Genomic DNA, 25,115 nt, shown 5'->3' with positions numbered 1-25,115 from the left:
GGTGAGCGTAATGAAGGCACGATCCATCATGATACAAGGGACGTCGTCTGATGTAGGGAAAAGTTTGATTTGTACGGCATTTTGCCGGGTATTTTCCAATAAAGGATTACGTGTCGTCCCATTCAAATCACAAAACATGGCTTTGAATTCTTATGTAACCTTGGATGGCGGTGAAATCGGACGGGCTCAGGGAGTACAGGCGGAAGCGGCACGGATCACGGCAACGACCGATATGAATCCGATATTACTGAAACCAAAGCAGGATATGGTTTCGGAAGTCATCGTGCACGGAAAGCATTTTCTTGATATGAATGCAAAAAGCTATCGGTCCCAATTTGTCCAGGAAGCCATGCCCATCATCCGTAAATCGGTCGAAAAACTTCAAGAAGAATATGACATCATCGTACTGGAAGGCGCAGGAAGTCCAGCTGAAATTAACCTTAAGGACCGGGATATTGCAAATATGCGAATGGCCAAACTCGCGGATGCGGCTGTCATTTTAGTAGCAGATATTGACCGTGGTGGAGTATTTGCTTCCATCATCGGGACACTTGCCTTATTGGACAAAGATGAACGAGATAGTGTAAAGGGGATCATCATCAATAAATTTCGTGGCATGCGTGAATTGTTGGACGATGGCATTGAATGGGTGGAAAAGGAAACCGGGATTCCGGTTCTCGGGGTGCTGCCCTATCTTGACGTGAATATTGAAGCGGAAGATTCACTTGCCCTCTCTTCCTTGCGTTTTAAAAAACCTAAAAAGGCTGAGTTTCCGATCGATGTAGCCGTCTTGAGATTTCCGCGGATCTCCAACTTTACAGATGTGGATCCTTTTTTTGATGAACCCGGAGTAGGTGTCCGCCTAGTAAGCAGTGTCCATGAGTTAGGTAATCCCGATCTGCTTATTTTGCCTGGTACAAAAAACACGATGGAAGATTTAGAGTGGTTGAATCGTATGGGGTTGGATGGGGCCATCAACAAACTGCGCGAACAAGGAACGGTGATCTTTGGTATATGCGGCGGTTTTCAAATGCTAGGGACTAAACTTTTCGATCCTGACGGGGTCGAAGGTGACGGTGAGAACGCAGATGGGCTCTCGCTTCTTCCGGTGGAAACCGTATTTCAAGCAGAAAAGAAAACGGTACAAATGGAAGGTGTCCTTTCTGCCGGGATAATGGAAGGTCAAATGAATCTTAACGGCTTCGAAATACATTTAGGCAGAACGACATTGAAGTCGCAAGTAAGGCCCTTTCTTTTATTGAAGGATGGAAGAGAGGATGGAGCCATTTCCAATGACAACAAAGTAATGGGAACATATCTTCATGGGATATTCCATAATCGCCTGTTCACTAGATTACTAGTTAACCAAATTCGACGGAACAAGGGGTTGGAGGAAGTGAAGGAAAACGTTCGAAGCGACTCAGAGCGTAGGGAAGAAGCGTATAATCTCTTGGCATCCCATTTGGAGGAAAACATTGATATGGATACCATCTATCAATGGCTGCAGTTGGAAACTGCAGAAAGTTAATGTTAATCAAAGCCCTTTTTTCTTCAAAAAAGATCAATTTAGAGCTACAATTCCTTTTATTTAGCCATAATAAGTGACAGAGGCATACAAGATATGTTATGTTGTCTTCTCTACATACTTTATACAAAATAAAAGGATGAGGTGTTCATATGAATAAAACAGAATTAGTGAGCAGTGTTGCAGCACAAGCTGAACTGACAAAAGACGAAGCAAAAAAAGTAGTGGATGCATTGTTTGAAACAATCACGGCTACACTTGCTAAAGAAGAAAAAATCCAATTAGTTGGTTTTGGTACATTTGAAGTGCGTGACCGTGCTGCCCGTACAGGAAGAAACCCGCAAACTGGCGAAGAAATACAAATTGCAGCTAGCAAAGTACCCGCTTTTAAAGCAGGTAAGGAATTAAAAGAAGCTGTTAAATAAAAAAAAAAACTCTGGAGATGAGAAAAGTCTCCAGAGTTTTTTATCTATAGAACTGGGTATTAACGGGGGTTTTCCTTAAATAATAGGAAATTCCCTTTTTTATGTCGCTAAAAAAATTAACAGTAAAGTGGTTATGACTGCATCAAAAGATAATATTTCTGATGCTTGGTAAGTATAGGAACAGCTATAGGTATATTTGGCTCCCAATTAAACATGCCTTGGTTGGATTTTTTAACGGCTTTTATTGTTGGGCTATTAATATGTAAAACAGCTTGGAATATATCTAAAGAAGCTTCACATGAACTTTCAGATGGATTTGATGAAAATAAAATTCAACTTTATTTGGATGTAATCATAAATGTGGATGGTGTCAAAGGAATAAAAGAAATTAAAGGGAGAAATTACGAAAATAATGAAGTAATAGATGTATTAATCCTTGTTGACTCTATGTTAGAAATTAAAGAAGCTCATGATATAGCAACTCGTGTAGAGAGTGTTATGATTAACGATCAGGCGTGTACGATGTTAATGTCCATGTTGAGCCAAATTGATGAAGTTTTAAAGTTGTTAGATTCTTTCTTCAACTGAAATCTTTTTCCTTAATGAACTAAAAGGAGAATACTTTATTTGGAGCTGTTCCGCATCTCTTTTTCTTATGGAGTCAATACGTCATTTTGGTGGACATAAGCAGTTATTGTGCTCAGATAATAAAAGTTAAAAAGGTTGAACAAGGTGGCTATCTATTTACCGGTAATATACAAGTTGTTCCATACAGTATTGGTTAAATGAGGGGCAAGAGAGAAAAGGTGCGATACTAAAATCCCCTATAATTCTGGTATCCTATCCGCATCCTCTACAGACTCAATGGGTTTAAGGTGAAAGCCAGTTTTGTTTTTAGCAATAACGAAAGGAGTCATATACTACTGAATAGGTGGAGGACGGTTTTGTTAATGGAACGTGACCAATTGTCCTTTTGTAGAATTACGTGCTATACCTGTATCCAATTTATTTTGAATACTGACAAATTCCCCTTCATTCCACCAAGTTCATCTGCTATTTTAAGTTAACCCATCTGTTCTATTCTATAGAATGTTAGTTTATATATATCCTAGTTCATGGGAAATTCGACTGGCTGCTTCTTTTGTTTTCTTTCGAATGGTTTCTTCAAATTTCTCCTGCATTCTTGTGTTTGGACCACTTACAGTAAGAGCCGCGACAACCTTGTGAGTATAGTCAAGTATAGGATAGGAAATGCCTATTGTTTCCTCATCTTGCTCACCCTTGCTAATTGAATATCCATTACACCGTATTTGTTCAATTTCCTTATATAAAACGTCCTTATTGTTTATTGTATACGGCGTCAGTTTAGTAAAAGTCATTTTTTCCAAAAGTATTCCCTGTTCTGTCTCAGGCAAATAAGCAAGCAGCAATTTGGGACCGGAACCGAGGTATAATTCAGAACGCTTCCCAACCCTAGTATGCAGCCTTACCGCTTGGCTGCTTTCGACTTTTTCAATGTATACAGCTTCATCACCATCGAGTATAACCAGGTGCACAACTTCATTAATGTCGGCACAAAGTTCTTTCATCCAGGGTAATGAAATGGTACGCAAATCTAAATGTTCTGAAACTATGTTACCTAATTCAAGCAGTTTTAGACCCAGACGGTAGCGAACATCCTGTTCGGTATTCTTTGTTTTTACTAAAAAACCACTGACCTCCAGAGATGTGAGGAATCGGTAGGCTGATGGCTTTGGCATATTAGATTTTGTTGCTAGTTCACTAAGTGTTAACTCTTTTTTTCCTTCTAAGAAAAAATCCAGTAACCTGAGTCCTTTAATTACACTTTGGTTCATGTTTACCCTCCTATCAGTCTATACTTATCAAATATTTAATCATATTTTGAATGGTGTTTCAAATATAGAAACGATTTTTTTGCAATATTATGATAAAAATAATTTCATTAATAATGAATGAAATGTCGAGACAAAAAAATACATACTATTATTTTAAAAAATATTTGAATATTTAGTTTATTTTGTTTAAAATAAGTTTATCTACAAAAAAAGAAATGGCGTTTCAATAATTGAAACGAACAAGGAGGCTTTGGTGTTTATAGGTTATGAACGTTTGAGTTTTTATCATGCCGATTCGATTGTCGCACTGGGTGTTGATACTAGCTTTCCCTCTTTACTTGGTTTTGAAAAAAGGGACATAGGCGTTCTTTTGTTTTTGTAATGAAAAAGGTGCTTGTTGACAATGGAATTAGGGTCCATTCTGATATTCCTATATTTATGAAACCGGTTAGGAAGTTACATAAAGTAACAGGAGAGAAAGGAACTTCAGTACTACAAAGAAACCTGTGCAGACCGTGCTTATAATAAAGATGGTCATCTTGTATCTGCTGTAAACACAGAGCAGCACGATTAAATTACTCCAGCTATCAAGAGGAGAAATACGCCCTTATAGAACCCCACGTCCTATGTGAATAAAATCGGATCTGAATGAAAGGGCTTTCAATTCTAAGCTTTACCAAGAGGATTTAAAGAAATATAAAATTTACATTTTAATAAGAAAAAATGCTTGTATAGAAAGGAGAACAAATGTTTATAAAACCGAAGCGTGTTAAGAATATCCCTCCTTATTTGTTTAATGAGATCAATAAAAAGAAACAAAACTTACTTAAGCAAGGAGTAGATATAATTGATTTAGGGATTGGATGTCCAGATCTGCCCACTCCACAGCACATAGTAGATCGATTGATTGAGGAGATGAAAGACCCGGAAAATTTAAAGTATCCTGGTTATAGTGGTTGTCTTGAATTCAGAAAAGCGGTGGCCCGATTTTATAAAAACCGTTTTAATGTTGACTTGGACCCAGAGACGGAAATTCTTGCGCTAATCGGTTCAAAAGAGGGAATTGCTCATTTTATTACTGCATCGATTGATCCAGGGGATGCTGTATTGCTGCCAGACCCAGGATATCCCACATATCAATCGGCTACGTATCTAGCCGATGGTATTCCTTATACTATGCCCCTTTTAAAGGAAAATGGATTTCTACCGGATTTTACATCCATTCCCTTGCAAAAAGTCGAAAAAGCGAAGCTAATGTTTTTGAATTATCCGGGAAACCCAACGGCCGCTGTAGCGAATTTAGATTTTTTCCGGAAAGCCGTGGATTTTACGAAACGTAATAACATGGTAATTGCACATGATGCTGCTTACCAAATGGTTACATTTAACGATTATACAGCTCCAAGCATTCTGCAGGTAGAGGGTGCAAAGGAGGTCGCTGTTGAGTTTGGTTCACTTTCAAAGACATATAGCATGACAGGATGGAGAATTGGGTACGCAGTAGGAAATAAGGAAGCTCTTCAATCGCTATCTGTTGTGAAGAGTAATATGGACACGAGTCAGTTCCTTCCGATTCAAAAAGCTGCTGCAACTGCACTGGAGTCTGAACAACATTGCGTAAATGAAAACAATCATATCTATAGAGAGCGGATGGAAGGAATGCTTGCGGCGCTTCGGGAAATAGGCATTGAATCGGATACACCGAAAGGAAGTTTTTTTATCTGGGCATCTGTACCAAAAGGATACACTTCTAGCGAATTTGCAACCAAGGTGCTTGAAGAAGCCGGTGTAATTGTAACTCCGGGTGTAGCATTTGGAGAATACGGAGAGGGATATTTCAGAATCTCCTTATCCGTGCCGACTGAAAGGTTGTACGAAGCAATTCATCGAATTAAAACAAAAATAACGATTAACGTATAATTCTGTGCTAAATATAAAATGCAGTTTTGAATATTGAAAACAGAGGAAGTGGGAAAAATGGAGAAAGTGATGAATGGAGCACGTGCTATTGTAGAATGTATGAAGCTGGAAGGGATTGAGCATGTTTTCTGTGTTCCGGGAGAAAGTTATTTGCCTTTGATGGATAGCATTTATGAAACGGAAAGCATTCAATTGATTTCTACACGACATGAAGGCGGTGCCGCTTTTATGGCTGAGGCATACGGCAAAGCGACACGTAAACCGGGTGTCGCCATGGCAACGCGGGCGGTAGGTGGTGCCAATTTAGCGATTGGAATTCATACCGCTTACCAGGATTCTACGCCCATGGTTGTTTTCTTAGGCCAGGTCCATAGCAAATTCCGAGGCAGAGAAGGTTTTCAAGAGGTAGATTTGGATCGTTTTTTCGGACACATTGCCAAATGGACCGTGGAAATTAAAGACGTAGAGCGTATGCCAGAACTTGTGCAGCGAGCGTTCCGTATCGCAAAGAGCGGGCGACCGGGGCCTGTTGTGATTGCTCTTCCGGAAGACGTTCTCGTAGCAGAAGCGGAAATGTGTTTTGGACCAGTTACTCAAGTTCCGGCACCACGTCCAGGTAATCAAGAGATTGTATTCGTTCAACAATTACTTGAACAATCAGAACGCCCGGTGATTCTTGCTGGGGGTGGTGTATCTGCAGCAAATGGAGAACAGGCATTACGTAAACTAGCAGAAGAATTCAAGATTCCAGTAATGTCGTCATTTCGCCGTCATGATGTGTTTCCTAATGACCATGTGCTATATGTCGGTCACTCAGGACTTGGCACATTCGCTCCGATACTCGATACTCTTCGTCAAGCTGATCTAGTGTTGGCAATTGGCACACGTTTATCCGAAGTTACAACACAGGATTATAGCATTTTAAACCCAAAACAGAAATTGGTTCATATTGATATTGACGAGGAGACACTCGGTAAGGTGTATTGTCCACATGTTGGTATTGTTGCTGATGCGAGAGAGGCACTAGAGGAATTGCTTGAGATGAAGGTCAAAAGAAACTGGTCTAAATGGGCAAATGAGAGGCATGAAATTTATAAACATGCAGGTGTCAGAGTGGATGAAGTGAAGGAGCATAGTGTAGATAATAAAGAAATCATTCGCATTCTACAAGAAATACTTCCAGAAGATGCAATTATTACAAATGATGCCGGTAATTTTGCAAGCTGGTTACACAATTTTTATTCCTTTAAACGTTCCAAAACATATATTGGTCCAACATCTGGTGCGATGGGATATGGTTTTCCAGCGGCTGTAGGTGCCAAACTGGCAAAGCCGGATAAAACAGTAGTTTCATTATCAGGTGATGGTGGTTTTATGATGACGGCACAAGAGTTAGAAACGGCAGTCCGTTACAATATTCCGGTTATCGCACTTGTATTTAACAATAGTATGTATGGAACGATTCGTATGCATCAAGAAATGCATTATCCAAAGAGAGTTATCGGCACTGAGTTAAGTGATGTGAATTTTTCATCTCTCGGGACTGCCCTGGGTGCGCAAGGTTTTAGAGTAACCACGCACAAAGAATTTAAATACTCCCTTGAGCGTGCACTTCTTTCTAAAGGAGTAACACTTATTGAAATCATGACAAACCCTCAGCAGATTTCTGTACAATCGACCATTGACTCTATCAGAGAAAAGTCGATGCAAAAAGCATAGAAAGCCAAAATAATTACTCTTGTATATAGAAACGATTTCTGTTGGGGAAACCCTCTGGATCTTAGATATATTGATAATTTAAAGATAATAAAACTCCTTAGTTTTCACCTAGAGTCCTTAATTCTTCCACCTCAAAAATGTAAAAGCCGGTTTTCCCCTGAAGGGTAGCTGGCTTTTAATCCAAATCTTGTATTATCGATATATATCCTCACCATTTACTTTAAGTCTTGCTAAAAGGTATGAAACTATAAAAATTCAAAAATTATTTTAATGCTTAAGAAGCTGGAAATGAAGCTGATGAAACCATATTCAAGAGTCCGAAAAAATGTGGATATAAGGATAGCTTCTTATATGTTGAGTTTCAGTCCGAATTACACTGAACAAGAATGAACTACTATCTTCATTCAATTTAATATAGGGGGGATTTAATGTTTCAACTATGGAGTTGGTATAAAGAGAAATCATTTATATTAAAAATCACGACTGGCTTTATTCTCGGTGTCATTATTGGATTAATATTCGGTCAGTCGGCCGGTGTATTGGAACCTTTTGGGACGCTTTTCCTTAAGCTTCTTAAAATGATTGTTGTACCACTTATTTTGTTAACTTTAATCGTATCCGTTAACAATTCCAACCCGAAAGAGCTGGGCAGGATTGGCGGAAAAATATTCCCCTATTATTTGTTGACAACAGCTTTTGCACTGATGTTGGGTATCTGGATCGCAAAACTGGTTAAACCAGGGATAGGGTTAAATATGCCAGGAGATGCAGATTTTGAAGTTCCCGATGCCCCATCAGCGTTAGATGTTTTACTTAATATTGTACCGTCGAATATTTTTCAGTCGCTAGCTAATGGTGATATTTTGAGTGTAGTGTTTCTAGCGCTTGTGGTTGGTTTTTCGATTTCATTCATGAGGCATTCCAAGGAGAACGGAATGAGAGACAAAGGTGAGTTGTTATTAAACTTTTCAGCAGCTGGAAGTGAAGTAACATTCCGAATTTTAAATGGTATTCTTCAATATGCTCCGATTGGGGTGTTAGGCATTACGGCTACTTCTATCGGAAATCAAGGGTTCGAAACACTGCTATCTTTAGGGAAATACGTCGCTGCTTCTTTTCTCGGTGTCGGTATTCAAATGTTTATTATTTTTCCACTAATTTTGTTGGTGTTTAAAGTGCCTGTCCTGCAATTTTTTAAAAATATTAGCGAAGCTATAATAACTGCTTTCGTCACGTGCAGTAGCCTTGGCACTCTTCCTGTTACTCTCAAAGCGGCCAAAAAAGCCAAAATTAGCGATCGGGTAGCAAATTTTACCTTGCCCGTTGGCGCAACTATTAACATGAACGGCTCAGCCATTCATTTTGGTGTAGGCGTTGTATTTGCCGCAGATATAGTCGGTTACGATTTAAGCCTTGGGATGATCATTGGCATCATTTTAACAGGAACACTCGCTGCCGTTGGAACGGCTGGCGTACCTGGAGCCGGGCTGATCGGCATGTCCATCGTCTTTACGCAGGCTGGCCTTCCCATTGAGATTGTCGGTCTGACAGCAGGAGTGAACGTTCTGACGGATATGGTCTTTACAACATGTAACGTCACCGGTGATATCGTGGGGGCAGCCGTTGTTGATAAGAGCGAGAAGAAGCATAGCGACTATAATGAGCCCTTAGTAGATATTACGGCCCAAACGATGACAAAATAGTTCATATAATAAAAAACCAATGTCCAGGCAGTAAAGGTTAGCTTTTTGATGGTTGACATTTTTTAATAGAAAGGAATAATTTTTTCGCCGAAAATAATAAGCTAAGGTACCCGAAAAAAGGACCGTGTTTTCTTAAAAGGGGGATCTGATATAAAATAGCAAAACGATTAACCTACAATAGAAAGCGGTTTCAAAAATACTCTTGACAGAAAACTTAAGTTCACATATGATTGAGTTATCATAAAACGGACAACAAAATAGCATGACCAATTGGGTATGTGACTAAGCGAATCCCCACAAAAGTCGACAGATAGCTGTCGATTCTTTGTGGGGATTTTTTGTTCGTTCATTATATAGAAATGGGGAGATTACATGCCAAAAACAAGGAGAATGGCAAACATATTTGCAGAGGATGGGAAGTCAATCACACTAGCGCTTGATGGCTTTTACTTTTCGACGAATACCAGAGGCATTGATGGTACTATTGCCGAATTACCAAAGATGATTGAAAATGGTCTTGATGCAGTACTTGTCACGTATGGTATGGCAAAGACTTACACAAATTCATTTGCAAATTTGGGCATGCTTGTCCGCGCTGATTTATCGACGGGAGTGTTCGATTCGAGTGTACCCAATACAACTGGTTTGATAACCGTTGAGGATGCACTAAAGCTTGGTGCAGACGGCATTATCTCAATGACTTTTCCTGGTGCAGCAAACGAAGCAACCTCACATCAAATTGCCTGGAATATAGCCCGTGATGCCGATCAATGGAACATGCCATTTATGTGTGAGACATTGCCTTTTGGATACGCGGTTACGAATGAGGATTCCAATATTCCGGAAGTGATAGCCACTGGGGCACGCCTTGGTACAGAGCTTGGTGCTGATATTATCAAAACACGCTTTTCAGGGGAAGCAGGTGATGCAGAAATAATAAAGATGGCTCAAAGGCCTGTTCTTGCTTTGGGAGGACCAAAAACTGAACATATTCTAGACTATTTCAAGTTTGTAAAACACTGTATGGATGTCGGTGCAAAAGGGGTAGCTGTTGGTCGCAACATTACGCAAAATGAAAAGCCAGCAGGTGTCGTAGCCGCGCTGAATGTAATCATTCACGGGAATGGTACAGTAGAGGAAGCGTATGAAACATACAGAGCGTATTGAAACCATGCTACACATACAATGTGTAAGAACATGACTTGACACTTTTTTAGTAACATTTTACAATTGGGTGTTGTAAGCGCTAAATTAAAGGGTGGTCGAGATGTTTTCAGATCAGACTGTTATTCCATCAACAAGACAATTAAAAGATTTGGACAGTGCGCTCTCAAGTAAGTCGGAGTACGTATTGCTATCGGAAGCACATATCGGGAATTTAAAGGAATTGACGAAACGGTGTCATCAAGCAGGGAAGAAAGTGTTAGTCCACTTAGATTTGATTGAAGGATTAACGAAGGATGCAAAGGGTGTCAAGTGGTTAAAGGAAATGTTCAAGGTCGATGGGGTCATTTCGCCGAACCAACGTGTATTGAACACAGCTATGAAGCTTGATTTACTGGCAATTTACCGAGTTTTCCTACTTGATTCTCGTTCACTAGAACAAGCTTTGAAATCTTTAGAGAATAGTAACTTTGATGGAGTTGAGGTTTTACCTGGTCCGTTCGCGATTCATTATGTTGACCAAATTCAGTCAATAATACCAAACACTCATTTACTTGCAGGTGGTTTCCTTGATTCAAAAGATAAGATTGAAACCGTCTTTCGCGCCGGATTTTCAGCTGTGACGACGAGTCAAAAAGAACTTTGGTAAACAAATACAACAAAATAGCATGAATGGGTATAAAATCATGGAGAGTCCCCACAAAGTTGACAGAGTTTAAGCTGTCGTTCTTTGTGGTTTTTTTGTTTTAAAAAGAAGGAAAAAGGGGGAGTTTGCATGGAAATGATTAATTGGGTTATCAATTTAGGTCCTTCGGTGATGATGCCGATAATATTTTTTATCATGGCGCTCTGTTTTCGAGTGACAATTGGCCGTGCCTTTAAAGCAGCCATGCTTGTAGGTATTGGATTTGTCGGTATTAGCTTAATTATCACACTTCTTCTTGAAAGCATGGGACCAGCTGCTGAAGCGATGGTTTCCCGATTTGATTTGCAACTGACAGTCATTGACCCTGGATGGCCTGTAGCAGCGGCGATAGGCTGGGGGACGCCTATCGTACCATTTGCCGTAGCGGGAATCATTCTTATAAATATCATCCTACTATTCTTTAAAGTAACAAAAACTGTTAATATTGATATATTTAATTTCTGGGTCTTCATGGTTACAGGTGCACTTATTTATAGTATGACAAATAGTATATGGATTGCGACCTTAGCAGCACTGATTCATTTTGTCATTGTCTTGATTATTGGTGATTTGACTGCTCCACGCATTCAGTCTGACTTTCACTTAAAGGGTGTATCGTTTCCACATGGGACGACCGCGGTGTTTGTTCCGTTCGGGATAGCCATCAACTGGATCATTGAACGCATTCCATGGTTGCGCGATGTTAAGGCGGACCCTGAATCCATTACAAAGAAGTTTGGTGTGTTCGGCGAACCTTTAACACTAGGGGCAATTATCGGCGTCTTGCTTGGAATTCTTGCCGGCTTTGACGTTGGCTCAGTGATGACGCTCGGGGTGACCGTCGGTGCGGTGATGGTACTTTTACCTAAAATGGTTGACGTCCTTGTCGAAGGATTATCGATTATCCGCGAAGCAGCGGAAGCGTTCTTGAAGAGAAGGTTTCCGAACCGTGAATTTTACATAGCAATGGATACAGCGCTACTCATTGCTCATCCGGCAGTTCTGGCAACTGGACTTTTAATGATACCAACTGCGCTTGTACTCGCAGTAATCCTTCCAGGTAATCGTTTATTGCCATTCACTGATTTGGCATCGCTTTCATTTCTATTTGCGATGTGTTCACCATTCCTGAAACATAATATGGTCCGCCTTTATATTACTGGAATCGTCATCATGACTATGGTTCTCTATATTGGGACGGATATCTCGGGCGCATTTACAGAAGCTGCAAAATTGGCTAATGTCTCCTTACCAGACAATATTAGCAACACTACTGAACTCGCTAACTTAGTCGGTGGAGCTTCGACTCCGCTTGGATGGTTATTGATTAAAATCGCGTCATTCTTTGCATAGGGAGGAACGATAATGGAGAATTATTTACTGGGAATTGATAATGGTGGCACAGTCACAAAAGCAGCCTTATACACACTATCTGGAAAAGAAGTGGAGATTGCCTCGCAAAAAACAAAAATGATAATGCCGAAGCCATTTCATACGGAAAGAGATATCGATGAGCTATGGGAAGCAAACGTCAAGGTAATTAAAGAAGTGTTAAGGAAATCGGCAATAGATGCAGGGCAAATTGTTGGTATATCCATTACCGGTCACGGAAACGGTCTTTATTTAGCGACAAAAGACGGAGGATCACCTTATAACGGAATCATCTCTACTGATAATCGGGCGAAGAAGTATATAGATGAATGGTATGCAGATCCTCGCTTCGAGACTGAAGTACTTCCAAAAACTATGCAATCCGTTTGGGCGGGTCAGCCAGTAGCATTGCTAGCTTGGTTGCAAGAACATGAGCAAGCAGTAATTGATCAGACAGATTATATATTCATGGTTAAGGATTTTCTGCGCTTTAAATTGACAGGAGAAGCATACTTAGAGTTGACCGATATTTCTGGCACGAGCCTATTGAATGTTAGAGATCAATGTTTTGATGAGCAATTGCTCGACTTCTTCGGGTTACAAAAGATTCTGCCGAAGCTTCCCCCACTTAAACAATCAACGGATGTGTGCGGCTACATTACAAAAGAAGCTGCGGAAGCAACTGGGCTAAAAGAAGGAACTCCGCTTGCTGGAGGGCTTTTCGACATTGCCGCGTCAGCCATTGCATCCGGTCTTGTGGAAGAAAATAAGCTATGTATCGTTGCTGGAACATGGAGCATTAATGAGTACATCACAAAAAAGCCAGTCATTGATAAAGATTTGTTCATGACGTCAATTTACTGTTTGCCTGAATATTGGCTCACAACTGAAGCGAGTCCGACATCAGCTAGCAATCTTGAATGGTTTATTGATAAGTTCATGGTCGGAGAAAAGCTTGAGTATGAGAAACAAGGGAGGTCTGTGTATGATCTTTGCAATGAAATGGTGGATTCAACTGGGCCGGAGGACAGTAATTTGCTTTTTTTCCCTTTCTTGTTCGGGTCGAACACGGTACCAAATGCCACTTCTTGTTTTATTGGCATGAATAGTTGGCATAAGCAGGAGCATTTCGTTCGGGCCGTATACGAGGGAATCGTGTTTGGTCATATGCATCATATTGAGCGTCTGCTTAAATATGGCGATAAACCAGTCTCCTCACGCATTGCCGGGGGAGTAACAAAATCAGATGTATGGCTTCAAATATTTGCGGATTCCCTGCAAATCCCTCTTGAAATTGTTGAAGTAAAAGAACACGGTACACTGGGAACAGTAATGTGTGCCGCTGTAATGAATGGACACTATGGTTCTATTAAAGAAGCGTCTATTAAAATGGTGAATGTTGAGCGTATTATTAAACCGAATCTTGATAAAGCAAAAGTATATGCTGAAAAGTACAATCGGTATAAAGAAACCCTGAAACACATGGAGAAAATATGGAAGGTAGGTATTTAATACTATGGATTTAGGTATTCAAGGAAAAACGGCAATTATCACTGGCGGATCAAGAGGGGTAGGTCGTGAAATCGCCCTCGCCTTAGCTTATGAAGGTGCTAACATCGTCTTAACGTACCAAGGCAATCAAACAAAAGCACAAGAAGTGGTTGAGGAGATTAAGTCGCTCGGATGCGAAGCAGTCTCCTTTCAAGTAAACTTGGCCCACGCCGATACAGCTGTTGAGCTAATTCATAAGAGCATCGAGCATTTTGGTGAAGTGGATTTGCTTATTAATAATGCCGGGGTGTGGCCAACGAGCTATGTAAAAGATATGAGCTTAGCGGAATGGAATGAAACGATTGAAATCAATTTGACTAGCGTTTTTCTAACGTGTCAAACTTTTGCCAATCATTGCCTTGAAAGAAACAAACCTGGAAAAATTTTAAACATCACGTCGCAAGCTGCTTTTCATGGGTCGACGACTGGTCACGCTCATTACGCCGCAAGCAAGGCGGGGATGGTCGGGTTTACGATTTCACTCGCTCGTGAACTTGCCAAGAATGCTATAAATGTCAATAACCTTGCATTAGGTATTGTTGAGACCGACATGATCAGAGAATCACTTGAGAAGAATGAAGACTATTACGTCAATCGTATTCCACTTGGTCGGGTTGCTACAGCGAAAGAAATCGCTGACATTGCTAGCTTCCTAGTTTCTGAAAAAGCAAACTACCTTACTGGAGCGACGCTAGATGCCACAGGCGGTATGTTAATGCGCTAAAAGTATAAAAAATGATGGATAAGGAGTGTTAAATGGTGAAATGCTTAGCGATTGCAGATTTATTTATTACAAAAGATATGATGATACAGGGCTTAAAAAAAATGGTTGAAGCTGGAATAGACGTAACTGTCCGTGAATGGACACATGAGAGTTTAGAACAGCTGCAAAATGATAACTTAACTATTGAAAATGGAGGCAGCGAAGTTGTGGAGCTACCCGATTCTTTGCTTGAGGACATCGAGACATTTGATATCGTCATTACGCAATTTGCTCCTATAAACACGAAATTAATCCTTGCCGCTAGTAACTTGAAGTTGATAGGTGTCCTGCGTGGTGGCACGGAAAATGTCAATGAGGCACTGGCGAAAGACAGAAATATTGAAGTCATCAATACACCTGGACGCAACGCCCGTAGCGTCGCTGAATTTACAGTCGGTTTAATTCTATCAGAAATTCGTAACATAGCCCGTTCACACGCCTCTTTAAAACAAGGCAAATGGCGCAAAGACTTTCCTAACGGAGCTTTCGTCCCGGAACTCGAAGAAAGAACGATCGGTCTAATAGGATTTGGAAACATCGGACAACTCGTAGGACGTTTCTTAAGCGGATTCGATGCACGAATCATATACTACGATCCGTATTATAAAGGTCAAAACAACTTCGAACAAGTTGATCTTAACACATTACTTGCACAGTCTGACGTCGTTTCGATGCATGGACGACTAACTGAAGAGACAAAAAATATGATCTGTTACGAGCACTTCCAACAAATGAAGGACACAGCTATAATTGTCAATACGGCGAGGTCAGGCCTCATTAAGGAAGACGATCTCATTCAAGCATTACAAAATAATGAAATCGCAGGAGCAGCCATTGACACCTTTGATCATGAGCCTTTAGGAGACAACAGTCCATTCCTTCAACTTGACAATGTGACAATCACGTCGCATATGGCTGGAAGTACAAATGATGCCTTTCGAAACACGCCGAAAAAATTGGCGGAACGGCTGTTGGAGTGGAATAAGAAAAAATCATGACCCTTTATAAGAAAGAACCCCGGTAATTTTATGTGATTCCCCCATAGTAGACAGAAAGAAGAAAGCACACTAATCTGTCTGTTATACAGGGGATTTTTCTATGGGTAAAGTTAAGAAAACGTTTGATAAATCTTTTTTAAAACAGGTCGTTGATTTACACCTTAAAAAAGGAGATTCAAAGGAAGTAAAATGGGGGAATTATCTCGATACAATAGCAGGTTAATGGAATTTCACCTCAAAATAGTTGGTAATTCACTTTATAACGTGGCTTTGAAATAAAGCTTGATTGAAAATATTGGAAGAGCCTGCATTTTACAGAAAACTGAAAAGAATCCATTTTGAAAAAGATAAATCAAAATGGATTCTTTCCTTGTGATTTTGTAATTAGTTTTTATATTAATGTGCCGAAGTTAGACAGAATCTTCTGCTAGCTTTCAGCACTGTTGATTCACTTTTAATAATCACTCAGTCGTTTCATACTAAAAAAGTGCAACTATTTTTTTAGTATTCCAGTACTATCAAGAAATACGATGATAATTACTAAAGGAATAATGAACCTCAATATAATAAACCAAATATTAAATGCAGTTGCCCCTAAACGAGAATGTTGTAAGAGTTCCTCACGTAATGTGCTTTTCTTAATCTTAAGTGGTACGAAAATAGAGATTAAAAAACACGCCTAGTGGCATTAAAATAAACTAACTAAATAATCGGCTGAATCAAATAAATTCTTCGAGAAGATTAAAATATCAGCAAACGCACTATAGGATAATGAAGAGGGAATTCCTACTGCAAAAATTAAAACACCAATAATAAATGCATATTTTGTTCGCTTCTCCACTTTCCCTTTAATTAGAGATGCGACAATTATTTCTAACATAGAAAAAGCCGAAGTTAATGTGGCAAATAAAAATAGTGCTAAAAAACCTAATAAGAAAACTTCTCCAAAAACAATTTGATCAAACACAGCAGGCAGTACAACAAACAACAAACCAGGCCCTTCAGCTGGTTCTAAACCTAGTGAAAATACAGCTGGAAAGATTGCTAATCCTGCTAATAAAGCAATGAATAAATTCATTGTAACGATTGAAATAGCCGGTTGAATTAAGTTTTCTTTTTTTGAAAGATATGAACTTTAAGCACCATTACTGATACGCCGACACTTAAGGAGAAGAAAGCTTGACCTATAGCATACAGAATACTTTGAGATGAAATATTCGAGAAATCAGGTGCTAGAAAGAACTTCACACCTTCCATAGCGTTATCGAGTGTTAGTGAGCGAATGATTAGAACAAAAAATAGGATAAATAAAGCGGGCATCAAAACTTTATTTACTTTTTCAATGCCATTTTGAATCCCTGTTGCTACAACTAAAACTGCAATCGCCAAAAATGCAAATTGAGCTACAATCACCAAGATAGGATTTCCTATCGTCCCGTTAAAGACCGATCCATAATCTGCGCCCTCACTAATTATTCCGCCAAATAAACCTTTTACAAAATAGATAACAATCCAACCACCAATTACACTATAAAAAGACAATAAAAGAAAACAAGTAAATACCCCTAACTTTCCAATCCAATGCCAATTACTATTAGGAGCCAAACTGCGATAAGCACTAACTGCTTCCTTTTGTGTGCTTCTGCCAATTACAAATCTGCTAATAACAATGGAAAACCTATAAACAATGAAAATAAAATTAATAGAAGAAAGAATGCGCCTCCACCACTTATACCAGTTACATAAGGAAGCTTCCATATTGCGCCTACTCCTATAGCTGATCCTGCTGCTGATAAATTAAAACCAATCTTCGATGACCATTGCTCTGATGTTTGAATGATTATCAATCCAATCTATTTTTATTAGGTCCTGTCCTTTGTAAAACAAAGGAAAAGACAAAACAGCCACGTCTCTATCTACGATAGGGACGTGGCTGTTCACGCGGTACCACCCTAAGGGGCTGTCCCAAAAGTCATTTTCAATGACTTTTGGGACAGCCCCTTTTTATATCTATTTATAACAATTCATACAGGTGCAAAATAACGCCTAAAGTGGTAGCTTGTCTTTATTATTCTGAACATATTGTTCATTTTAAGTGTACATATATTGAGCTTTTGACACTCCTGATATATTAGGAGTGTTTCTTTTCAAATAGGATATTGTATCAGGCATTCTTAATGATACGAGAAACATATTTTTTATTTCATCTCTTTTAAAGGTTTCTATAAATCGTAATACATGATTTGTAAAACATCATTAGCACTGTATGGCTCACGAGGGAATTACTCGGACAAGTCAGCAAGAAAAACTTTCAATATTAATGCTTCTTTTCTTTTGAGCGTAAATATCAACGTCTATCTAAATACCATCTAGTTAAACCCAGTACCCCGATAATCTGTAATCAGGGGCACAGAAAGGTGTAAATGACTCATTTTAATTAAACTTCATATTTATCCATATGAAAACAGTGACAAAATAGCCATTTAAACCATAATCTACAATTGGCTGAACGAGTTATTAAACGTATTAAAAAATGAGTAGCTTTTTTTAATAACTAATGGAGGGCATTAGTGACATAAAAATAACAGAAATGATCGAACTTTTTTATAAAAAACTCCATAACTATTCACAAGAAAAGACTACATTTTGCTCAATCCTTTTTCAAAATGTAGTCTTCGTATTACCTTCCAAATAGGAATTAGCAATCTATTTTTAATCGAACTTTATTCTAAAGCTACACCACTTATGAATACTGATAAATTAGGCTCAGTCTTAAGACTGAGCCTTTGTGGTGTTTTTGAAAGAAAGAAGAATTCATCAATTATCTCGAATTATTCTGTCGACAAAACCTAGTAAACATGGGGGAGTGACAGGCACAGATTTTAAGTTTTTCATCACATGACTAAAGTAATAAGTACCAGTCCTGCGGACACCACGCTAAGGTAAGAAATTATAAAATGTTGGATGTGAATTTTCTGTAAATTGAAATTTACAAAAGCTTAGTGTTGGAATTATGTTTGCTTAAAATTTGTTTTGTATATTCATAGTGTGAAACAAAACAAAAACAAACATATTTAGGGGGAAATCCAAAATGTCTTGGAAACGTTATTGGAAAAAGGGAATAATCGGTGCAATGACTATGTCAATGTTAGCAGCATGTTCAAATAATACTACTAAAGAATCAAGTGCAGGAGAAAAAGAAGATTATAACAAATTGACATTGACACAGATAGAAGACAAGGCAAAAGTAGAAGGCAAAGTTAATTCGGTTGGGATGCCGGATACTTGGGCAAACTGGGTCGAAACTTGGGGTGAATTGGGTGAAAAATATAATGTGCAACATACTGATACAGATATGTCGAGTGCAGAAGAATTAGCAAAATTTGCAGCAGAAAAAAAAGATGCAACAGCTGATATTGGTGATGTTGGAATAGCTTTTGGACCTATTGCAGAGCAACAAGACTTAACGATTCCCTATAAAACGTCTTATTGGGATGACATTCCAGATTGGGCGAAAGATGATAACGGAGACTGGGTAGTTGGCTATACAGGAACGATGGCAATTATTACAGACAAAAATAACGTAAAATCGGCTCCGACTTCTTGGGAAGATATAAAAAATGGTAATTACACAGTTAGTATTGGTGATGCTCTAACAGCAAACCAAGCACAATTTGCTATATTAGCTGCTGCTTATGCTTTCGGTGGAGACGAAAAGAATATTCAGCCGGGTATTGACTTCTTTGCAGAATTAGCGAAACAAGGTCGTTTATCTGCTGGTGAGCCAAGTGTTGCTAATCTAGAAAAAGGTGAAATTGATGTTGCTTTACTTTGGGACTTTAATGCACTAGGTTATCGCAAACAAATTGATGAAGCACGATTTGATGTATTGATTCCAAAAGAGGCATCTGTTACATCTGGTTATGCCACAATCATTAATAAATATTCGAAAAACCCGCATGCTGCTATGTTGACTCGTGAATACATTCTTTCAGATGAGGGTCAAGAAAATTTAGCCAAAGGGTATGCACGTCCAATTCGTGAAAATGTTGAATTATCAGAAGAAGTTCAATCTCTTCTATTGCCGGATAACATGTATAAAAATGCCCAACCAGTTGGCGATCAAAAGGCTTGGGAAGAAACAACGAAACAGATTCCTCAAATGTGGCAAGAGAAGGTGTTAATCCATGTCAAATAATCGCTTAATTATGATCGTTGTAGATGCGTTACGTTATGATACAGCGTGTTCTCATATGGGTTTTATGCAACATCTTGTTGAACAAGGAAAAGTCGCGCGTTATGAAGTGAAATCGGAAGTCCCTTCTTTATCTCGGCCACTATATGAAACGATTTTGACTGGAACGCCACCTTTAGTCCATGGAATTGTTGGCAATGGAGTTGTTCGCTTATCAACACAAGAAAGTCTGTTTCATTTAGCAAGACGTAGCGGGAAGACAACTGCTGCAGCTGCTTACCATTGGGTAAGCGAGCTATATAATCATGCTCCATTTCGTCCTGAATTGGATCGAATTCAATTAGATAAAGATGCACCGATTGAAAATGGTCTGTTCTACTTTGAAGATCATTATCCAGATAACCATTTATTCGCAGAAGCTATGTGGCTCGTTTCAGAAAAGAAACCAGATTTCCTCTATATTCACCCGATGAATGTAGATGATGATGGACATAAATTTACAGGAGATTCTGTTCAATATCGAAATCGCGTTTTAGCAACAGATGCCTTATTGGCACTTTCGTTGCCAGAATGGATGGACCTTGGATACAACATTGTCGTGACAGCCGATCACGGAATGACAAGTGATGGAAATCATGGTGGGAATACGACTAATGATCGGCATGTTCCGTTATTTATTGCTTCGAATAAAGTGAAGCCGGTTGTACAGGATCAAATTATCCCACAGTTACAAGTGGCGCCACTTGCTTGCCATTTACTCGGAATCGATCCATCAGAAGCGATGGTCCCTCTCATCATACCTGGGGTCTAGTCAATAAAATAAAGGGAGACATCATGATTATGAATCGAAATAAAAGAGTACTTCTCATACTAGTCCCGTTCGCTTTGTTGATGACGTTCTTTTTTCTCGTACCACTCATTTACATGTTGATGAGTAGTTTTTCAAATAGTGAAGGGTTTACTTTAGAACATTATCAAGAAGTGTTAACAAGTTCTTATATTTTACAAGGGTTTAAAAACAGTTTAGCTTTGTCAGTCGTTTCAGCATTCGTCGCGTTAGTCGCTTCATTGTTAGGTGTGTATTCGATGACTTATTTTCCTGAACCGGTCCGTGAACGGTTATTGATTTTGTCCAATTTGACCTCTAATTTTGCGGGTGTACCACTCGCTTTTGCATTTATCGTCTTACTTGGAAATAGCGGGATCTTTACATTAGCGCTTGATTCTTTCGGTTGGGATTTATCTTTTTCTCTTTATAGTTGGTCAGGGCTTTTGCTCATTTATGTTTACTTTCAACTCCCGCTCTCAATCATGCTTTTATATCCGATTTATTACGGTATTCAGCAACAATGGAAAGATGCAGCTGCGTTATTAGGAGCTTCTAAATTTACATTTTGGAAAAAAATCGGACTGCCTATTTTATTTCCCGGTATTGCGGGCACGTTCACTATATTGTTCGCTAATGCGATAGGTGCATATGCATCTGCTTACGCATTAACAGGGAGTAATTTTAACTTGGCGGCAATTCGTATCGGTGCACTCATTTCAGGGGATATTTTTGCTCAACCAGAATTGGCGAGTGCCATTGCCGTTTTACTTGGTGTAATCATGATTATCGGGATGTTACTTAGTGAATGGCTCACCAAGAAAACGAGAAAGGGTTTGTCGGAACGATGAAAAAATTTACAATCGTCATGCTCATTCTGATCGGTGTATATTTAGCCCTACCAATTCTAGCGACCGCTTTGTATGCATTTTCAACGGAATGGAATAAAACCATTTTACCAGAAGGATTAACGTTGGAATGGATTAATATGTTATTTCAAGATACAAGATTTATGGAAGCATTCGGACGATCTGTTCTTCTTTCAGGTAGTGCAGTTTTCATTTCTATATTGTTTATTGTGCCGGCGATTTTCGTGATTGTATTATACTTTCCATCGTTAGAAAAGTGGTTTCAGGCAAGTGTTGTGATGGTGTATGCTTTCCCTGGTGTTATTTTAGCAGTTGGTTTAATTCGGTTTTATTCAGGAACTAGTTTACCGATGATCCTCGCTGTGATTGGGGTTTATGTCATTAGCGTGCTTCCATATATGTACCAAGGAACACGAAATAGCTTGCGGAATGTTCAAGGCCGTCAATTAATGGATGCGGCGGAATTACTAGGAGCTTCAAAAATGGAAGCTTTTCGTAAAGTGTTGCTTCCATCGGTTTATCCTGGATTATTTGTTTCAGCGTTATTATCATTCTCTGTTTTATTTGGCGAATTTGTTTTGATAAACCTCGTTGTAGGTTCTCGATTTGAAACAGTTCAAATTTATTTAATGTCAAAATTAAGTACAAGTGGTCATGTTGCGAGTGCAATTGTGTTCGTATACATCGTGTTGATGGGGATTTTGACGCTAGTAATGGCGACATTAACTAAAAGATCGAAAGGAATGACACGCACATGAGTTACGTAGTGTTAAAAGACGTTTATAAACAGTATCAAGATACAAAAGTTCTTTCTGGAATTGATATGAACATTAGAGATGGCGAGTTTGTCACGTTACTTGGACCAAGTGGTTGTGGGAAAAGTACTATCTTACGCATATTATCTGGACTAACAGATGCGACTGACGGTCAGGTGATGATTGATGGGAAAGATATGAAGAAAGTTCCGCCTAAAAACCGTAGAGTGGGTATGGTATTTCAATCATACGCATTATTTCCGAATATGACCGTATATGAAAATGTTGCGTTTGGATTAAAGATGCTCAAAAAAACAGAAACTGAAGTGGGAGAGCTAGTAGGGAAAATGTTAAACCTCGTTGGATTACAAGAGAAGAAAGGAGCGTATCAACATGAACTTTCCGGTGGTCAACAGCAACGTGTCGCGCTTGCTCGTTCGCTCGTCGTTCGTCCGAAAGTATTATTGCTTGATGAACCTTTAAGTGCGCTTGACGCTCAAATTCGTAAACATCTACAAGTCGAACTTCGGGCGATTCAACGTGAACTGGATATGACGATGATTCTTGTTACACATGACCAAGAAGAAGCCATGTCTGTTTCCGATCGTATTTTTGTCATGAATAATGGAAAAATTGCACAAGAAGGAACACCATCTGAAATCTACACACATCCTAAAACCGAATTTGTTGCCAATTTTATAGGACGATACAATGTTTTTTCAAAAGAGCAGCTAGGCAAAATAATTGGGAAAAATATAGATTTTTCCGCAGGTAAATATGCGATACGTCCAGAATCTATTCATTTACAAGCTCAGGTCTCCTCTTACAAATTAAGTGCAATTGCTGGCGATTCTAATATGAATGGAAATGTGATTCGTACAAATTTTCATGCGGACGATATGCAATTTACGACTGAACAATTGCATCATCGTGCCTCTACATTTGAAAAAGGTACGGAATATCAATTATTCGTAGAACCAGAGGATGTAATCGCCTTATCATGAATCAATTAAAGGAAGAACGCCATCGTTTAATTATTCAATGGGTGAATGAGGAGAAACGCGTATCAGTTGCACAAATGGCAAATAAGTTTTCTGTTACACCAGAAACGATTCGTCGAGACTTGACCGAGTTAGAAGAACTGGAACAGATAACTCGAGTGCACGGAGGAGCAGTTCTATATACAACATTAGAAAAAGAACAAGCTTACTTACGGAAACTCGATATCAATCGTGCAGAAAAAGAACAAATTGCATTCGAAGCGATATCACGTATTGAAGATGGTGATACGATTGCGATTGATGTTGGAACGACCACATTTCATATCGCTGATTTAATTCAAAATGTTCAAAATTTGACTGTTGTGACAAATTCAATTGCAGCAGCAGATCGCTTTAACCAAGCAATTGAAGAGAAGCGTGTGACGGGCAAGATTATTTTGTTAGGTGGTTTTACAAACCCTGCTCAATCCTCTGTCTCGGGTGCAATGACGTTGGAATGGTTAAGTCATATGCATATGGATAAAGCGTTTATATCCTGCGGTGGAATTGTTGCAGATACAATCTATGATTATGATTTAGATGAGTCACTTGTTTCAGCTAAAATGATGGCAAGAAGCAAGAAGAATATTTTACTTGTAGATTCATCAAAAATAGGTATTCCGTCTTTCTTTTCATTTGGTGATGCAAGCCATTTTGATGAAGTGATTAGTAATCAGCCTTGTCCGAAAGAATGGAAAAAATGGTATACAAGTTGGATAATAGCAAAAAGGAGTCGATCAGAATGCTAATCGATTATCATGTACATTTAGAAGAAGGCCCGTATTCTTTTAATTGGCTTGAACGTACGGCGAAAGCCCTTGGATCTTTTCAGTTAAATGAAGTGCAAGATTACGGCTCGAAAGAAAAAATTGAGAATCAAGTGAATCAGTTGCAAAAACGACTGAATGGTGGTTGTTACGGCGAAGAGTGGATTGATTTATATTTAAAAAAAGCGAAACAAATTGGATTGAAAGAAGTAGGTATTGTCGATCATTTGTATCGTTTTAAAGAAACGAAAAATTATTTTGAAAAGGCGTTAAATCTCGATCCGAACGATTCAATTGGTGAATTACAATCGTATTGGATAAAAAATGTTATGACTGAAAAGATGGATGAGTTCGTTGAAGCGATTGTAGCAGCAAAAAAACGCTGGGAAAAAGAAGGTGTCTCATTAAAGTTAGGAATTGAAGCGGATTATTTTGTTGGGCAAGAACAGGAGCTAGAAGAACTCTTAGAAGGAAAACCGTGGGACTATGTAATTGGTTCTATTCATTATGTGGATGGCTGGGGATTTGATAACCCACAAACCGCATCTCACTTTGAAAAATATGTTTTAGAAGAGCTATACACTCGTTTTTATGAAACAGTTGAAAAAATGATCCGTTCAAACATGTTTGATTTTGTTGCACATTTAGATAATTTAAAAGTATTTAATTTCAAAGTAAACAATGAATCTTTTAATCAAAAATGGTATGAACGCATTGCTGTTGCATTAAAGGAAACGAATACCGCCACAGAAGTAAATGCGGGTTTATACTATCGCTATCCGGCCAAAGAAATGTGCCCATCCATTGATTTTCTATCGACAATTGTTAACCAAGGTATACCGATTACCCTTTCTTCTGATTCACACTATCCAGATGACCTTGGAAAATATGTTGCAGAGAACAAGAAAATGTTGCAGCAATTAGGCGCCTCACATCTAGCAACCTTCCATCAAAGAGAAAGAAACTTAGTACAGATCGGGTAA

21 protein-coding genes and 2 pseudogenes are annotated in these 25,115 nt (G+C 38.9%); 21 read left to right on the top strand and 2 right to left on the bottom strand.

Annotation, left to right across the window (positions count from 1 at the left end; genetic code table 11):
- Positions 1-10: 10 nt before the first annotated feature.
- The 3 genes and pseudogenes from ACQKKK_RS13320 to ACQKKK_RS13310 all read left to right on the top strand — a co-directional run.
- Positions 11-1,528: a cobyric acid synthase gene (locus ACQKKK_RS13320; RefSeq protein WP_427616619.1), complete on the top strand. Its 1,518-nt coding sequence runs from the start codon at positions 11-13 to the stop codon at positions 1,526-1,528.
- 149 nt (positions 1,529-1,677) lie between these two features.
- On the top strand, positions 1,678-1,950 hold the full coding sequence (locus tag ACQKKK_RS13315; protein ID WP_098371861.1) for an HU family DNA-binding protein: 273 nt from the start codon (positions 1,678-1,680) through the stop codon (positions 1,948-1,950).
- A 103-nt stretch (positions 1,951-2,053) separates the two neighbouring features.
- A pseudogene (locus ACQKKK_RS13310) lies at positions 2,054-2,501 on the top strand (cation diffusion facilitator family transporter); the annotation flags it as partial.
- Between the two features lie 546 nt (positions 2,502-3,047).
- On the opposite strand, the gene ACQKKK_RS13305 reads toward ACQKKK_RS13310, so the two are convergent.
- On the bottom strand, positions 3,048-3,806 hold the full coding sequence (locus ACQKKK_RS13305; protein ID WP_427616618.1) for an IclR family transcriptional regulator: 759 nt from the start codon (positions 3,804-3,806) through the stop codon (positions 3,048-3,050).
- A gap of 253 nt (positions 3,807-4,059) precedes the next feature.
- Between ACQKKK_RS13305 and ACQKKK_RS13300 the strand changes: the two genes are divergently transcribed.
- The 11 genes from ACQKKK_RS13300 to ACQKKK_RS13250 all read left to right on the top strand — a co-directional run bounded on the left by ACQKKK_RS13300 (position 4,060) and on the right by ACQKKK_RS13250 (position 15,903).
- The gene (locus ACQKKK_RS13300; protein WP_427616617.1) at positions 4,060-4,188 is read left to right on the top strand and encodes a hypothetical protein; all 129 of its coding nucleotides are present in this window, start codon (positions 4,060-4,062) and stop codon (positions 4,186-4,188) included.
- Positions 4,189-4,553: 365 nt separating this feature from the next.
- Positions 4,554-5,726 (top strand): LL-diaminopimelate aminotransferase, encoded by a 1,173-nt coding sequence (locus ACQKKK_RS13295; RefSeq protein ID WP_427616616.1) that lies wholly within the window; start codon positions 4,554-4,556, stop codon positions 5,724-5,726.
- Positions 5,727-5,795: 69 nt separating this feature from the next.
- Positions 5,796-7,445, top strand: a complete 1,650-nt coding sequence (locus tag ACQKKK_RS13290) for a thiamine pyrophosphate-dependent enzyme (protein ID WP_427616772.1) — start codon at positions 5,796-5,798, stop codon at positions 7,443-7,445.
- Between the two features lie 428 nt (positions 7,446-7,873).
- On the top strand, positions 7,874-9,148 hold the full coding sequence (locus tag ACQKKK_RS13285; RefSeq protein WP_427616615.1) for a dicarboxylate/amino acid:cation symporter: 1,275 nt from the start codon (positions 7,874-7,876) through the stop codon (positions 9,146-9,148).
- A 390-nt stretch (positions 9,149-9,538) separates the two neighbouring features.
- Positions 9,539-10,315 (top strand): class I fructose-bisphosphate aldolase, encoded by a 777-nt coding sequence (locus tag ACQKKK_RS13280; protein ID WP_427616614.1) that lies wholly within the window; start codon positions 9,539-9,541, stop codon positions 10,313-10,315.
- A 100-nt stretch (positions 10,316-10,415) separates the two neighbouring features.
- Positions 10,416-10,961, top strand: a complete 546-nt coding sequence (locus ACQKKK_RS13275) for a glycerol-3-phosphate responsive antiterminator (RefSeq protein ID WP_427616613.1) — start codon at positions 10,416-10,418, stop codon at positions 10,959-10,961.
- Positions 10,962-11,087: 126 nt separating this feature from the next.
- Positions 11,088-12,350 (top strand): PTS galactitol transporter subunit IIC, encoded by a 1,263-nt coding sequence (locus tag ACQKKK_RS13270; RefSeq protein ID WP_427616612.1) that lies wholly within the window; start codon positions 11,088-11,090, stop codon positions 12,348-12,350.
- 12 nt (positions 12,351-12,362) lie between these two features.
- A complete protein-coding gene (locus ACQKKK_RS13265; protein ID WP_427616611.1) occupies positions 12,363-13,880 on the top strand; it encodes an FGGY-family carbohydrate kinase in 1,518 nt (505 codons plus the stop codon).
- Positions 13,881-13,884: 4 nt separating this feature from the next.
- Positions 13,885-14,643, top strand: coding sequence for an SDR family NAD(P)-dependent oxidoreductase (locus ACQKKK_RS13260; RefSeq protein ID WP_427616610.1), 759 nt, complete (start codon positions 13,885-13,887; stop codon positions 14,641-14,643).
- 32 nt (positions 14,644-14,675) lie between these two features.
- Complete coding sequence (locus ACQKKK_RS13255) at positions 14,676-15,680, top strand: 2-hydroxyacid dehydrogenase (protein WP_427616609.1); 1,005 nt, start codon at positions 14,676-14,678, stop codon at positions 15,678-15,680.
- A gap of 100 nt (positions 15,681-15,780) precedes the next feature.
- Positions 15,781-15,903 (top strand): hypothetical protein, encoded by a 123-nt coding sequence (locus ACQKKK_RS13250; protein WP_427616608.1) that lies wholly within the window; start codon positions 15,781-15,783, stop codon positions 15,901-15,903.
- 270 nt (positions 15,904-16,173) lie between these two features.
- On the opposite strand, the pseudogene ACQKKK_RS13245 reads toward ACQKKK_RS13250, so the two are convergent.
- Positions 16,174-17,518, bottom strand: a pseudogene (locus ACQKKK_RS13245) (sodium-dependent transporter).
- Between the two features lie 1,253 nt (positions 17,519-18,771).
- On the opposite strand from ACQKKK_RS13245, the gene ACQKKK_RS13240 reads away from it, so the two are divergent.
- The 7 genes from ACQKKK_RS13240 to ACQKKK_RS13210 are packed head-to-tail and all read left to right on the top strand — an operon-like array spanning position 18,772 to position 25,115.
- Entirely contained in the window at positions 18,772-19,878 is a 1,107-nt protein-coding gene (locus ACQKKK_RS13240) for an ABC transporter substrate-binding protein (protein ID WP_427616607.1), read from the top strand.
- Positions 19,868-20,686 (top strand): alkaline phosphatase family protein, encoded by an 819-nt coding sequence (locus tag ACQKKK_RS13235; protein ID WP_427616606.1) that lies wholly within the window; start codon positions 19,868-19,870, stop codon positions 20,684-20,686. Before ACQKKK_RS13240 ends, ACQKKK_RS13235 begins: the two co-directional genes overlap by 11 nt.
- 29 nt (positions 20,687-20,715) lie before the next feature.
- Positions 20,716-21,552: an ABC transporter permease gene (locus ACQKKK_RS13230; RefSeq protein WP_427616605.1), complete on the top strand. Its 837-nt coding sequence runs from the start codon at positions 20,716-20,718 to the stop codon at positions 21,550-21,552.
- Positions 21,549-22,328, top strand: coding sequence for an ABC transporter permease (locus ACQKKK_RS13225; protein WP_427616771.1), 780 nt, complete (start codon positions 21,549-21,551; stop codon positions 22,326-22,328). The genes ACQKKK_RS13230 and ACQKKK_RS13225 overlap by 4 nt, the downstream gene beginning before the upstream one ends.
- Positions 22,325-23,329, top strand: a complete 1,005-nt coding sequence (locus tag ACQKKK_RS13220) for an ABC transporter ATP-binding protein (RefSeq protein ID WP_427616604.1) — start codon at positions 22,325-22,327, stop codon at positions 23,327-23,329. The genes ACQKKK_RS13225 and ACQKKK_RS13220 overlap by 4 nt, the downstream gene beginning before the upstream one ends.
- Positions 23,326-24,114 carry a DeoR/GlpR family DNA-binding transcription regulator gene (locus ACQKKK_RS13215; RefSeq protein ID WP_427616603.1) on the top strand — a complete coding sequence of 263 codons (789 nt, stop codon included), beginning with the start codon at positions 23,326-23,328 and terminating at the stop codon, positions 24,112-24,114. The genes ACQKKK_RS13220 and ACQKKK_RS13215 overlap by 4 nt, the downstream gene beginning before the upstream one ends.
- Complete coding sequence (locus tag ACQKKK_RS13210; protein WP_427616602.1) at positions 24,108-25,115, top strand: histidinol phosphate phosphatase domain-containing protein; 1,008 nt, start codon at positions 24,108-24,110, stop codon at positions 25,113-25,115. The genes ACQKKK_RS13215 and ACQKKK_RS13210 overlap by 7 nt, the downstream gene beginning before the upstream one ends.

Origin of the sequence: Peribacillus sp. NPDC006672, assembly GCF_050274955.1 — a bacterium.
Lineage (GTDB): Bacteria > Bacillota > Bacilli > Bacillales > DSM-1321 > Peribacillus.
Note: the sequence above shows the minus strand (reverse complement) of the source record. Positions and strands in the feature narration are given on the sequence as shown.